We start from the raw sequence: 12,439 nt of genomic DNA on the forward strand, positions 1-12,439 counted from the left end.
GCAAATTAAATGCATAAAAGCCAAAATTGCGCGACTCCGCATTCTTGATGAGTGAGGATTGTAATCATTGAATTTGTGAATTAAGGTCGCCGCCGCGGAGCAATAGACACTTAGCTAATCATATAATAAGGAGTTTAGGATGAAAGTCGCAGTCCTCGGCGCTGCTGGTGGTATCGGTCAGGCGCTGGCATTACTTTTAAAAAACCAACTGCCTTCAGGTTCAGAACTCTCCCTGTACGACATCGCTCCAGTGACTCCCGGTGTGGCCGTTGATTTGAGCCACATCCCCACCGCTGTAAAAATCAAAGGTTTCTCCGGTGAAGACGCAACCCCGGCGCTTGAAGGCGCTGACGTAGTACTGATTTCTGCGGGTGTGGCGCGTAAGCCGGGTATGGACCGTTCCGACCTGTTTAACGTTAACGCTGGCATCGTGAAAAACCTGGTGCAGCAGATCGCTAAAACCTGCCCGAAAGCGTGCGTGGGCATTATCACCAACCCGGTGAACACCACCGTTGCGATTGCGGCGGAAGTGCTGAAAAAAGCAGGCGTATACGACAAAAACAAACTGTTTGGCGTCACCACGCTGGATATCATCCGCTCTAATACCTTTGTCGCAGAGCTGAAAGGTAAGCTGCCAACGGAAGTTGAAGTCCCGGTGATTGGCGGGCACTCCGGCGTGACGATTCTGCCGCTGCTGTCGCAGATTCCAGGCGTAAGTTTTACCGAACAAGAAGCGGCCGAGCTGACTAAACGTATTCAGAACGCCGGTACTGAAGTCGTCGAGGCGAAAGCCGGCGGCGGATCGGCAACCCTCTCTATGGGTCAGGCTGCCGCGCGTTTCGGACTTTCTCTGGTTCGCGCTCTGCAGGGCGAAAAAGGCGTGGTGGAATGCGCCTATGTGGAAGGCGACGGTCAGTATGCCCGTTTCTTCTCTCAGCCGCTGCTGCTGGGTAAAAACGGTGTAGAAGAGCGTAAATCCATCGGCACACTGAGCGCTTTCGAGCAACATTCGCTGGACGCTATGCTGGATACGCTGAAAAAAGATATTCAGTTGGGTGAAGATTTTATTAATAAATAAGCTGTTCCTGCCCGATGCCGGGGCTTTTGCTCCGGCTTCTTTGACTGTAAACAAGCCACGAAATCAAGTACTAAATCTGCTAAACTCCTCACGTCTTATCGGTTATTAACGAGAACGTCGTGAAAAAGATCCAAAGAACGCAAACCCGCGATCACATTACGCAAATGCTTCGCTATGAAATTCTTTCCGGCAATATAAAAGCGGGAGAAGAACTCGCGCAGGAAAGTATTGCGGAGCAGCTTGGTCTTTCACGAATGCCGGTTCGAGAAGCGCTACAGTCACTCGAACAGGAAGGTTTTTTAATCCGACTGCCCAACAGGCACATGCAGGTCGCGCATCTTGAGGCCGATCGCGTGAGTCATATTTTTCGCGTGATTGCCGCGATGGCCGCCGAAATGTTTTCGCTGATACCCAGCGAAGTAGGCGATGCCCTCCTGATACGTGCGCAAGCGCTGGCTGTCGCAGAAGACAAATCCTGCGAACTGGAGTGTCATGCGATGCTGATTTCTTATGTGAATAACCGCTATCTGGAAAAGGTGTATCAGCAGTTCCTGGACGGTTATGTCTCTTATGTTATTTTGCATCTGAAAAAAGATAATCAGGAGTCGGCGCAGCTTTTCGCTGAACTGGCTGACGTCATACGCCAGGGGCGGCGTGATGAGATTGGGCAAGTTATGCAGCGTTATTTCCTCTCTTTAGCAGAAATAATGCGTCAACATATGAAGGATTGGGAAAGTGCAGAAGCCTAAGTTAGGGAAGATTAAGCTTCTTTCAGCGAAAGAACAGGTCGCGGCGGTGCTGCGTAAAGCGATTCTTTCGAGGGAGTTAGTGGAAGGGCAGGAGATTACGTTAGAAGGCATTGCCGGAATGGTCGGCGTGTCCAGTATGCCAGTGCGCGAGGCGTTTCAGATTCTGGCGGCGGATGGGCTGATAAAAGTGCGCCCTAATAAAGGGGCGGTGGTGTTGGGCATCAATGAACAAACGATCCGTGAACACTATGAAATTCGCGCGCTGTTAGAAAGTGAGGCGGTGGCTAAAGCTTCTCGTCCTGGCACCGATATCTCGCGGATAGCCCAGGTGCATTATGCCGCTGAAAAGGCTCTCGCGGAAAATAACTCGGCGGAATACTCCGACCTGAATCAGGCATTTCATATGGAAATATGGAATGTTGCTGGCAACGAAAAAATGAAAATGTTGCTCTGTAATATGTGGAACGGCTTGTCGATGGGCCATAAGGTCACCGAAGAAGAGTATGCCGTGATTTCCATTCAGGAACATAAAAGTATTCTGCAAGCTCTTGAACTTCATGATGAAACATTGGCACGCCAGCGCATGCGCGAACACATTATTCGCTCGATGGAGAATATGCTGACCCGCTATGTTGGTGACCCTTCTGCCTGATCTTTTCGCCTGCGTGAGCATCGCAGGCGCTTCAACCAATTCTTCAATTCTATTAATCACGTCCAGTAACGATCTAACCACGATCTTGATGTAGATCTCACTCCTGCATCTTTCCTGAGAAACGATTTGACTTAGTTTTTGTATGGGAATAATTTCTCCCTGTCAACATTGGATACAATATCATATATCATTGATTGGATAATTATAAATATGGAACCCATTACCCTTACCTTATGTTTATTGGTGTTCGCTATCGTCATGTTTGTATGGGAAAAAGTGCCGCTGGCCGTCACTTCCATGATTGTCTGCGTGGCCTTAGTGATCACCGGAGTTCTGAATATCAAACAGGCCTTTGCTGGCTTTATCGACACTAACGTCATCCTCTTTGTCGCGATGTTTATCGTGGGCGGCGCGTTGTTCGAGACCGGTATGGCAAACAAAGTGGGCGGCGTCATCACGCGCTTCGCGAAAACAGAAAAACAGCTGATCTTCACCATTATGGTGGTGGTGGGTTTGATGTCTGGCGTCCTCTCTAACACCGGTACCGCTGCGGTTTTGATTCCGGTGGTGATCGGCGTGGCGGCAAAATCGGGCTTCTCGCGTTCTCGTCTACTGATGCCGCTGGTTTTCGCCGCTGCGTTGGGCGGTAACCTGTCGTTAATTGGCGCGCCGGGAAATCTTATCGCGCAGTCTGCGCTACAGAATATTGGCGGCGGCTTTGGCTTTTTTGAATACGCAAAAATCGGTCTCCCGATGCTCATCTGCGGCATTCTCTACTTCCTGACTATTGGCTATCGCTTTCTGCCGAATAATGCGACCGGCGGTGAGGTGGGGAGCGTCGGGGAGCAACGTGACTACAGCCATGTTCCACAGTGGAAACAACGGCTCTCACTCGTGGTGTTGATCGCAACGATCCTCGGCATGATCTTTGAGAAAAAGATCGGTGTCAGCCTGGCCGTGACCGGTTGTATTGGCGCTCTTGTGCTGGTAGTAAGCGGCGTACTCACGGAAAAACAGGCCTATAAAGCCATTGATTCACAGACTATTTTTATCTTTGGCGGCACACTGGCGCTGGCAAAAGCGCTGGAAATGACCGGGGCAGGCAAGCTGGTTGCGGACTATGTAATCGGCATGCTGGGGCAAAACTCCTCACCGTTCATGTTGCTGATCGCCGTTTTCGCCTTATCCGTTGTGATGACCAACTTTATGTCCAATACCGCAACGACAGCGCTATTGGTGCCGGTGAGTTTGTCCATTGCCGCAGGCATGGGGGCCGACCCGCGTGCGGTTCTGATGGCGACGGTCATTGGCGGTTCCTGCGCCTACGCAACCCCTATCGGTATGCCTGCCAACATGATGGTGCTCTCCGCGGGTGGCTATAAATTTGTCGACTACGCTAAGGCCGGTATCCCCCTGATTATCGTTTCAACCATTGTCAGCTTGATCCTGCTGCCAATCCTTTTCCCTTTTCATCCGTAATTAACGGAAGCTGTTCTGACTAAGGAGCATTTATGAGCAAAAGTGAACAGATATCCCATATGACCGACGTTATGGCCAAGTTTGTGGGATATACCGGCAAAGTTTTGCCTGATGATGTCACTGCAAAACTGGAAGATTTGCATAAGAAAGAGACCAGTAAACTGGCCGACGTCATCTTTACTACCATGATTGAGAACCAGCGTCTGGCGAAAGAGCTGGATCGACCTTCCTGCCAGGACACCGGTGTCATTCAGTTTCTGGTGGAGTGCGGGACGAACTTTCCGCTGATTGGCGAGCTGGAAGCGTTGTTGCGTGAGGCGGTGATCAAAGCAACTGTAGATTCTCCGCTGCGCCACAACAGCGTAGAAACTTTTGATGAATACAACACCGGTAAAAACGTGGGTAAAGGTACGCCGACGGTCTTCTGGGAAATCGTTCCCAATTCCGATCAGTGCAGCATTTATACCTATATGGCGGGCGGTGGTTGTTCTCTGCCGGGGAAAGCGATGGTGCTGATGCCGGGTGCAGGCTATGAAGGTGTGACCCGCTTTGTACTGGATGTGATGACCAGCTACGGCCTCAACGCGTGTCCGCCGCTGCTGGTTGGCGTGGGCGTAGCGACCTCTGTTGAAACGGCGGCACTGCTATCGAAAAAAGCGCTGATGCGTCCGATCGGTTCGCATAACGAGAATGAGCGTGCAGCCTCGCTGGAAAAAATGCTGGAAGACGGCATTAACAAAATTGGCCTGGGGCCGCAGGGGATGTCCGGTAATACCTCCGTTATGGGCGTGAACATTGAAAACACCGCGCGTCATCCTTCTACCATCGGCGTGGCGGTAAACGTCGGCTGCTGGTCGCACCGTAAAGGGCACATCGTTTTCGATAAAGATTTGAATTACACCATTACGTCTCACAGCGGAGTGAATTTCTGATGACTAAAAAAATCCTGACTACGCCAATTAAAGATGAAGATTTAGCAGATATTAAGGCTGGCGATATTATTTATCTCAACGGTCATATTGTTACCTGCCGTGACGTAGCCCATCGCCGTTTAATTGAAGGTGGTCGCGAGCTTCCGGTAGATGTTCGCGGCGGCGCTATTTTACACGCTGGCCCCATTGTCCGCCCAATTAAAGGCGAAGACGATAAGTTTGAAATGGTCTCCGTTGGACCAACCACCAGCATGCGTATGGAGAAATTCGAAAAAGAATTTATTGCGCAGACTGGCGTGAAATTAATTGTGGGTAAAGGCGGAATGGGCAAAGGCACGGAAGAGGGCTGTGCTGAACACAAAGCGCTGCACTGCGTATTCCCTGCCGGTTGTGCGGTTGTAGCCGCCGTGTGCGTGGAAGAAATTGAAGATGCCCAATGGCGCGATCTGGGGATGCCGGAAACGCTGTGGGTCTGTCGGGTTAAAGAGTTTGGCCCGCTGATTGTTTCTATTGATACCCATGGGAATAATCTGTTTGAACAGAACAAAATTATTTTTAATCAGCGTAAAGAGATCGTCGCTGATGAAATATGCCAGAACGTAAGTTTCATCAAATAAACCTGATTACGTAAATTGCACGATAATGGTGGTAATACGTTATGACGATAATAATAACCAAGGGCTCTGGCCGGGGCGGCTCAGGGAAATCCACCCTTATTATTTCATCGTCATAAATAGCCCCATTATCGTGCCTCCTGCCTGAAGGCTATTTTATGACTAATGCAGCTCTGCTATTAGGTGAAGGCTTCACCCTGATGTTCCTCGGCATGGGGTTCGTGCTGGCGTTTCTGTTCCTGCTGATTTTCGCCATTCGCGGCATGTCTGCCGTGATTACTCGCTTCTTCCCGGAACCCGTCGCCGCGCCCGCACCGCGCGCCGTTCCCGCCGTGGACGACTTCACCCGCTTAAAGCCGGTGATTGCCGCCGCCATTCACCATCACCGCCACCACGTTTAATTTCCCGGAGGGATCCATGACCATTGCCATTACCGACGTCGTCCTGCGTGACGCCCACCAGTCTCTGTTCGCCACCCGCCTGCGCCTTGACGATATGCTGCCGATTGCCGCTCAGCTTGACGATGTCGGCTACGGCTCGCTGGAGTGCTGGGGCGGTGCGACCTTTGACGCCTGCATCCGTTTCCTCGGCGAAGACCCGTGGGTTCGCCTGCGTGAACTCAAAAAAGCCATGCCCAAAACCCCGCTGCAGATGCTGCTGCGCGGCCAGAACCTGCTCGGCTACCGCCACTACGCCGACGACGTGGTGGAGCGCTTCGTCGAACGCGCGGTGAAAAACGGTATGGACGTGTTCCGCGTCTTCGACGCCATGAACGACCCGCGCAATATGAAAGCCGCACTGCAGGCGGTGCGCAGCCATGGCGCCCACGCCCAGGGCACACTCTCGTACACCACCAGCCCGGCCCACACCCTGCAGACCTGGCTGGATTTAACAGAGCAACTGCTGGAAACCGGCGTTGACTCGATTGCCATCAAGGACATGTCCGGCATTCTCACCCCGATGGCCGCTTTTGAGCTGGTGAGCGAAATCAAAAAACGCTATGACGTGCGCCTGCACCTGCACTGTCATGCCACCACCGGGATGGCGGAGATGGCCCTGCTGAAGGCTATCGAGGCGGGCGTTGACGGCGTGGACACGGCAATTTCCTCCATGAGCGCCACCTACGGCCACCCGGCCACCGAGGCGCTGGTGGCGACGTTGGCAGGTACTGAGCACGACACCGGGCTGGATATCCTGAAGCTGGAAAATATCGCCGCGTATTTCCGCGAGGTGCGCAAAAAGTACCACGCCTTTGAAGGCCAGCTGAAGGGCTACGACAGCCGCATTCTGGTGGCGCAGGTGCCGGGCGGAATGCTCACTAACCTGGAAGGCCAGCTGAAGCAGCAGAACGCGGCGGACAAACTGGACCAGGTGCTGGCGGAAATCCCCCGCGTGCGCGAGGACCTCGGCTTTATCCCGCTGGTCACCCCGACCTCACAGATTGTCGGCACCCAGGCGGTGCTCAACGTCCTGACCGGCGAGCGCTACAAAACCATCGCCAAAGAAACGGCCGGCATTCTGAAAGGCGAATACGGCCACACCCCGGTGCCGGTGAACGCGGCACTGCAGGCCCGCGTGCTGGAAGGGGCAGCCCCGGTGACCTGCCGTCCGGCGGATTTACTCAAACCGGAACTGGCTGAACTGGAAGCGGACGTCAGGCGCCAGGCGCAGGAGAAGGGCATCCAGCTTGCGGGAAACGCCATTGACGACGTCCTCACCGTGGCGCTGTTCCCGCAGATTGGTCTCAAATTCCTTGAGAACCGCCACAACCCGGCGGCGTTTGAGCCACTGCCGCAGGCGGAAGCCGCGCAGCCGGTGGCAAAAGCAGAGAAGCCTGCCGCCTCCGGTATCTACACCGTGGAAGTGGAAGGCAAAGCCTTTGTGGTGAAGGTCAGCGACGGCGGCGATATCAGCCAGCTCACTGCTGCCACCCCGTCTTCCGCACCGGTTCAGGCGGCATCCCCGGTTGCTCCGGCAGGCGCCGGCACCCCGGTCACCGCGCCGCTGGCGGGCAACATCTGGAAGGTGATTGCCACCGAGGGCCAGAGCGTGGCCGAAGGCGATGTGCTGCTGATTCTGGAAGCCATGAAGATGGAAACCGAAATCCGCGCCGCACAGGCCGGTACGGTACGCGGTATCGCGGTGAAGTCCGGGGACGCGGTTTCCGTGGGCGACACCCTGATGACGCTGGCGTAACGGAGAGGACGAATGGAAAGTCTGAACGCCCTGCTTCAGGGCATGGGGCTGATGCACCTTGGCGCAGGCCAGGCCATCATGCTGCTGGTGAGCCTGCTGCTGCTGTGGCTGGCGATTGCGAAAAAGTTTGAACCGTTACTGCTGCTGCCGATTGGCTTCGGCGGCCTGCTCTCCAATATCCCGGAAGCGGGTATGGCGCTGACCGCGCTGGAGAGCCTGCTGGCGCATCACGACGCCGGGCAGCTGGCGGTGATTGCCGCGAAGCTTAACTGCGCGCCGGACGTGCACGCCATTAAAGAGGCATTAGCGCTGGCGCTGCCGTCGGTGCAGAGCCAGATGGAGAACCTGGCGGTGGACATGGGCTACACGCCGGGGGTGCTGGCGCTGTTCTATAAAGTGGCGATTGGCTCCGGTGTCGCGCCGCTGGTCATCTTCATGGGCGTCGGCGCGATGACCGACTTCGGCCCGCTGCTGGCCAACCCGCGCACCCTGCTGCTCGGCGCGGCGGCGCAGTTCGGTATCTTCGCCACGGTGCTGGGGGCGCTGACGCTGAACTACTTCGGCCTTATCAGCTTCACCCTGCCGCAGGCGGCGGCCATCGGCATTATCGGCGGCGCGGACGGCCCGACGGCGATTTATCTGTCGGGCAAGCTGGCGCCGGAGCTGCTGGGGGCCATCGCGGTGGCGGCGTACTCGTATATGGCGCTGGTGCCGCTAATCCAGCCGCCGATTATGAAGGCGCTGACCACGGAGACAGAGCGCAAAATCCGCATGGTGCAGCTGCGCACGGTGAGTAAGCGGGAAAAAATCCTCTTTCCGGTGGTGCTGTTACTGCTGGTGGCCCTGCTGCTGCCGGACGCCGCGCCGCTGCTGGGGATGTTCTGCTTTGGCAACCTGATGCGTGAAAGCGGCGTGGTGGAGCGTCTGAGCGACACGGTGCAGAACGGGCTGATTAATATCGTGACCATTTTCCTCGGGCTGTCGGTGGGCGCAAAGCTGGTGGCGGATAAGTTCCTGCAGCCGCAGACGCTGGGCATTCTGCTGCTGGGTGTGATTGCGTTCGGGATTGGGACGGCGGCCGGGGTACTGATGGCGAAGCTGATGAACCTGTGCAGTAAGAACAAAATCAACCCGCTTATCGGTTCGGCGGGGGTGTCGGCGGTGCCGATGGCGGCCCGCGTATCGAACAAAGTGGGGCTGGAGTCGGACCCGCAGAACTTCCTGCTGATGCACGCGATGGGCCCGAACGTGGCGGGGGTTATCGGTTCGGCCATTGCGGCGGGCGTGATGCTCAAGTACGTGCTGGCAATGTAATCCAATCTAATCGGGAGCAGTGATTCTGCTCCCGCAAAATGAGGACACAGTAATGAGTGAAATGGTTGCGTTTCGGCAAGGTACATCCATGCCATCCAGAGAAACCATCTTGCATTATGTTGTTGAGACGGTGAATCAGATAACTGAGCTTGAGCCAGCGCTGCATTTGCTGCCGTGGTCTGGCGTCAACTCAGCAATATATGAGCAACGTTTTGCACAGTGTTACGACGAGGGGCTTTGTGCCGCACAGACGTCGGCACCGAATGTTCCGCAGGGGATTCTGCCATCGACCGATTGGGCTCAGGGTATCGGGTTACTCTGTTTTGCCGCAGGGTATATGAGCGCAGGCGAGCGGCCATTAACACACAATCAGTTATGCGATTTCGTCAAACAGGCGGCTGTTGGTTTATCGCCGATTGAGGAGGAAGCGGCGAGCGGTTTCTCGACGGTACGTAGTATTGCATTACCCGTATTCAGGCGATTACAACGCGATGGTCACGCATCTCGGATCCTGCTGTTACAAACGTTGCTGCATCTGATCGCCTGGAAAAGCGCATCGCAGTATGCGCGTCAACAGGCGCAACGACTGCTCTGGATGGGCGGCATTCTGGGGGAAGGAGGCGAGTCTGGCTTATTGGCACTCGATAAGGCGCTGCGTGAAGAGGCCGTCGGGGAGAAAAGTCTCCCCGCTCTGCTGATCTTCACGAGTTTCCTGGCGCATTTTCCGGCAGGGCCAGTCTTTATTGACTAGCCGTCGAACGACGCGGGCAAAAGCCGCGTCGTTTTAGTTCGACGCCGGGTATTCCTGCACCGTCACCTGGAACGTGAGCTGCTTATCATCCCGCATTACCACGACCGGAATGACGGAGCCCGGGCGGATTTCCGCCACCTGATCCATCGTCTCCAGCGCGGACACAGCGGGTTTATTATTGACCGAAATAATCAAATCATTAACCTGAATACCGGCAAGCGCGGCGGGGCCGTTTGGCGTCACTTCATTAACGACAATGCCCTGAATCGGGTCCATGCCGCTACCCTGCTGCGCGTGCAGCGGCGCGATTTCTCGTCCGCCAATACCGATATAGCCGCGAATCACGCGACCGTCGCGGATAAGCTTATCCATAATTTTCGTGGCTAGCTGGAAGGGAATCGCAAAACCAAGGCCTTCCGGCGTTTCGCCATCGTTACTCTTATCAAAAGAGAGGGTGTTGATCCCCATCAGTTCGCCTAACGAGTTGACCAGAGCGCCGCCGGAATTACCGTGGTTAATCGAGGCGTCGGTCTGGAGAAAATTCTGTCGCCCCGTCGGGTTCAGGCCGATACGACCCGTTGCGCTGATGATCCCCTGGGTGATGGTCTGTCCCAGATTATATGGGTTGCCGATAGCCAGTACGACGTCGCCAATATGCGGTGTACGCTTTGTATTAATCGGGATGGTAGGCAGCCCGCCAGTGGCGTTGATCTTCAGCACCGCCAGGTCGGTAAGCGAATCGGAGCCAACCAGTAGCGCTTCAAAGACGCGGCCATCCTGTAGCGCGACGATAATCTGATCGGCATCGTTAATCACGTGCTTGTTGGTAATAATATAACCGCGTTGATCCATGATCACGCCGGAACCCAGCGTGCGGATCTCCAGTTGATTATGCGCGGTACTGTTCATACTGCGGTTATAGACATTGACGACGGCAGGCGCGGCGCGGCGAACCGCAAAATTATAACTGGCTGGCGTCTCATCGGTACTGTCGAATTGCGGGACGGCGATAGGATTAATTTTGCGCAAAGAAGGCATGACGGCCAACAGAATAGCGCCGACAATTAAACCTATTGCGACCGAACGTAAGAGCTTCACAAACATGATGGAGGCGTCGTTAAAAAAGGGAACGGCAGCAGCATACCATGAGTTAACCGGACATCACATCGCAGGCTGATGCCCGGTTTAAGACAGGATTAGCGCAGCAATAGATAAATGTTCTCGTTGCCGCGTACTACCTGAAGAGCAATGATGGACGGTTTTGCCGCCATCACTTTGCGCATTTCAGCGATAGAACTGATGCGATCGCGATTAACGCCGATGATAACATCATCTTTTTGCAAACCGGCCTGCGCGGCAGGACTGCTTTTTTCGACGCTATCAACCTTAACGCCTTTCGTCCCGTCTTTCAGCTGGCCGTCGCTCAACGTCGCGCCTTGCAACGCCGGGGCGATCATTTCGGCGCTGGCGGAAGAAGAGGTATTGGAATCCAGCGTGACTTCCACCTCCAGCGGCTTACCATCGCGCAGCAGGCCCAGCTTCACTTTCGTACCCGGTTCGGTGGTGGCGATACGTGAACGCAGTTCGGCAAAGCTATTCAGCGGCTTACCGTTAAGACTGATAATCACGTCTCCGGATTTCACCCCGGCCTTCGCCGAACCTGAATTGGGTAAAACCTCGCTGACAAAAGCGCCACGCTGAACGTTCAGTTTGAATGCCTTAGCGATATCAGCGGTCATTTCAGTGCCTTTAATTCCCAGCAATCCGCGTTTGATTTCGCCGAACTGAATCAACTGCTGCGCCAGCGTCTGCGCCATATTGGAAGGAATAGCAAAGCCAATGCCGATGCTCCCGCCCCCTGGCGCGAGGATCGCGGTATTAATCCCGATTAGCTCGCCGTTCAGGTTAAGCAGCGCGCCGCCGGAGTTGCCGCGGTTAATAGAGGCATCGGTTTGAATAAAGTTCTCAAGCCCTTCCAGATTAAGCCCGCTGCGTCCCAGCGCTGAAATAATCCCGGAGGTGGCGGTTTGCCCAAGGCCAAACGGATTACCGACCGCCACGGCGAAATCGCCGACGCGGAGTTTGTCGGAATCGGCGATGGCAATTTGCGTTAACTTACTGGGATTCTGAATTTGTAACAGAGCGATATCGCTCTGGTCGTCGCCGCCGATCAGCTTCGCGTCGAATTCGCGTCCGTCATTCAGTTGAATACTGATCTTCTGTGCCTGATTAATCACATGATTATTGGTTAATACATAGCCTTTCGCGGCATCGATAATCACCCCCGAACCGAGTCCTTCAAACGGCTGGGACGGCTGGTCTGGCAGATCCTCGCCAAAGAATTTTTTAAACTCCTCCGGCACTTTTTGGCTCTGGGCGGCGGTTCCCTCGACTTTTACGCTGACGACAGCAGGCAGCACTTTCTCCAGCATAGGGGCAAGGCTTGGCAGCGTCGCCTGGCCTGGCACCTGGCCTGGTATCGATGCAAGGGCTGGAAACGGCGCCGAAAGAGTTAACCCGACACTTAACGCTAATGCACTTAACAGCTGGGTGTGTTTTTTCATGGATGCTGCTCTCGTACCTTGAATGAACGGATAGACAATTCAAAACAGATTGATGTTATTGAATTTTCAGCCTGGTAACAATGATAATAGCTGGGACAGGAAAGATAGAG

12 protein-coding genes are annotated in these 12,439 nt (G+C 54.7%); 10 read left to right on the forward strand and 2 right to left on the reverse strand.

Annotated elements, in window-relative coordinates; all coding sequences use genetic code 11:
- Positions 1 to 139 precede the first annotated feature (139 nt).
- From mdh to K8W53_RS02575, 10 genes are all read left to right on the forward strand, one after another.
- Complete coding sequence (gene mdh / locus K8W53_RS02530; protein ID WP_000861586.1) at positions 140 to 1,078, forward strand: malate dehydrogenase; 939 nt, start codon at positions 140 to 142, stop codon at positions 1,076 to 1,078.
- A 119-nt stretch (positions 1,079 to 1,197) separates the two neighbouring features.
- A complete protein-coding gene (locus tag K8W53_RS02535; RefSeq protein WP_000723776.1) occupies positions 1,198 to 1,827 on the forward strand; it encodes a GntR family transcriptional regulator in 630 nt (209 codons plus the stop codon).
- The gene (locus K8W53_RS02540) at positions 1,814 to 2,479 is read left to right on the forward strand and encodes a GntR family transcriptional regulator (protein WP_001171581.1); all 666 of its coding nucleotides are present in this window, start codon (positions 1,814 to 1,816) and stop codon (positions 2,477 to 2,479) included. Before K8W53_RS02535 ends, K8W53_RS02540 begins: the two co-directional genes overlap by 14 nt.
- Positions 2,480 to 2,689: 210 nt before the next feature.
- On the forward strand, positions 2,690 to 3,958 hold the full coding sequence (locus K8W53_RS02545) for an SLC13 family permease (RefSeq protein WP_000433390.1): 1,269 nt from the start codon (positions 2,690 to 2,692) through the stop codon (positions 3,956 to 3,958).
- Positions 3,959 to 3,990: 32 nt separating this feature from the next.
- The gene (gene ttdA, locus K8W53_RS02550; RefSeq protein ID WP_000045349.1) at positions 3,991 to 4,890 is read left to right on the forward strand and encodes a L(+)-tartrate dehydratase subunit alpha; all 900 of its coding nucleotides are present in this window, start codon (positions 3,991 to 3,993) and stop codon (positions 4,888 to 4,890) included.
- Positions 4,890 to 5,507: a L(+)-tartrate dehydratase subunit beta gene (ttdB, locus tag K8W53_RS02555; RefSeq protein WP_000162405.1), complete on the forward strand. Its 618-nt coding sequence runs from the start codon at positions 4,890 to 4,892 to the stop codon at positions 5,505 to 5,507. Before ttdA ends, ttdB begins: the two co-directional genes overlap by 1 nt.
- A 155-nt stretch (positions 5,508 to 5,662) precedes the next feature.
- A complete protein-coding gene (locus K8W53_RS02560; protein WP_000180119.1) occupies positions 5,663 to 5,905 on the forward strand; it encodes an oxaloacetate decarboxylase subunit gamma in 243 nt (80 codons plus the stop codon).
- Between the two features lie 16 nt (positions 5,906 to 5,921).
- Positions 5,922 to 7,700: a sodium-extruding oxaloacetate decarboxylase subunit alpha gene (gene oadA / locus K8W53_RS02565; RefSeq protein WP_058657839.1), complete on the forward strand. Its 1,779-nt coding sequence runs from the start codon at positions 5,922 to 5,924 to the stop codon at positions 7,698 to 7,700.
- A gap of 12 nt (positions 7,701 to 7,712) precedes the next feature.
- Positions 7,713 to 9,014, forward strand: a complete 1,302-nt coding sequence (locus K8W53_RS02570; RefSeq protein ID WP_023165788.1) for an oxalacetate decarboxylase subunit beta — start codon at positions 7,713 to 7,715, stop codon at positions 9,012 to 9,014.
- A gap of 19 nt (positions 9,015 to 9,033) precedes the next feature.
- On the forward strand, positions 9,034 to 9,765 hold the full coding sequence (locus K8W53_RS02575) for a triphosphoribosyl-dephospho-CoA synthase (protein WP_000602022.1): 732 nt from the start codon (positions 9,034 to 9,036) through the stop codon (positions 9,763 to 9,765).
- Between the two features lie 33 nt (positions 9,766 to 9,798).
- Here K8W53_RS02575 and degS read toward each other — a convergent pair whose 3' ends face one another.
- Together degS and degQ are read right to left on the reverse strand one after the other, a co-directional pair.
- Positions 9,799 to 10,869 (reverse strand): outer membrane-stress sensor serine endopeptidase DegS, encoded by a 1,071-nt coding sequence (degS, locus tag K8W53_RS02580; protein ID WP_000497705.1) that lies wholly within the window; start codon positions 10,867 to 10,869, stop codon positions 9,799 to 9,801.
- A gap of 92 nt (positions 10,870 to 10,961) precedes the next feature.
- Positions 10,962 to 12,329: a serine endoprotease DegQ gene (degQ, locus tag K8W53_RS02585; RefSeq protein WP_000716690.1), complete on the reverse strand. Its 1,368-nt coding sequence runs from the start codon at positions 12,327 to 12,329 to the stop codon at positions 10,962 to 10,964.
- Positions 12,330 to 12,439: the final 110 nt, after the last annotated feature.

Origin of the sequence: Salmonella sp. A29-2 (assembly GCF_020150755.1) — a bacterium.
GTDB classification, from domain to species: Bacteria; Pseudomonadota; Gammaproteobacteria; order Enterobacterales; family Enterobacteriaceae; genus Salmonella; species Salmonella enterica.

What these genes read in the sequence shown, in the direction of transcription:
- mdh (WP_000861586.1), top strand. Translation starts at nt 140, where the DNA reads ATGAAAGTCGCAGTCCTCGGCGCTGCTGGTGGTATCGGTCAGGCGCTG.
- K8W53_RS02545 (WP_000433390.1), top strand. Translation starts at nt 2,690, where the DNA reads ATGGAACCCATTACCCTTACCTTATGTTTATTGGTGTTCGCTATCGTC.
- ttdA (WP_000045349.1), top strand. Translation starts at nt 3,991, where the DNA reads ATGAGCAAAAGTGAACAGATATCCCATATGACCGACGTTATGGCCAAG.
- ttdB (WP_000162405.1), top strand. Translation starts at nt 4,890, where the DNA reads ATGACTAAAAAAATCCTGACTACGCCAATTAAAGATGAAGATTTAGCA.
- K8W53_RS02560 (WP_000180119.1), top strand. Translation starts at nt 5,663, where the DNA reads ATGACTAATGCAGCTCTGCTATTAGGTGAAGGCTTCACCCTGATGTTC.
- oadA (WP_058657839.1), top strand. Translation starts at nt 5,922, where the DNA reads ATGACCATTGCCATTACCGACGTCGTCCTGCGTGACGCCCACCAGTCT.
- K8W53_RS02570 (WP_023165788.1), top strand. Translation starts at nt 7,713, where the DNA reads ATGGAAAGTCTGAACGCCCTGCTTCAGGGCATGGGGCTGATGCACCTT.
- degS (WP_000497705.1), bottom strand. Translation starts at nt 10,869, where the DNA reads ATGTTTGTGAAGCTCTTACGTTCGGTCGCAATAGGTTTAATTGTCGGC.
- degQ (WP_000716690.1), bottom strand. Translation starts at nt 12,329, where the DNA reads ATGAAAAAACACACCCAGCTGTTAAGTGCATTAGCGTTAAGTGTCGGG.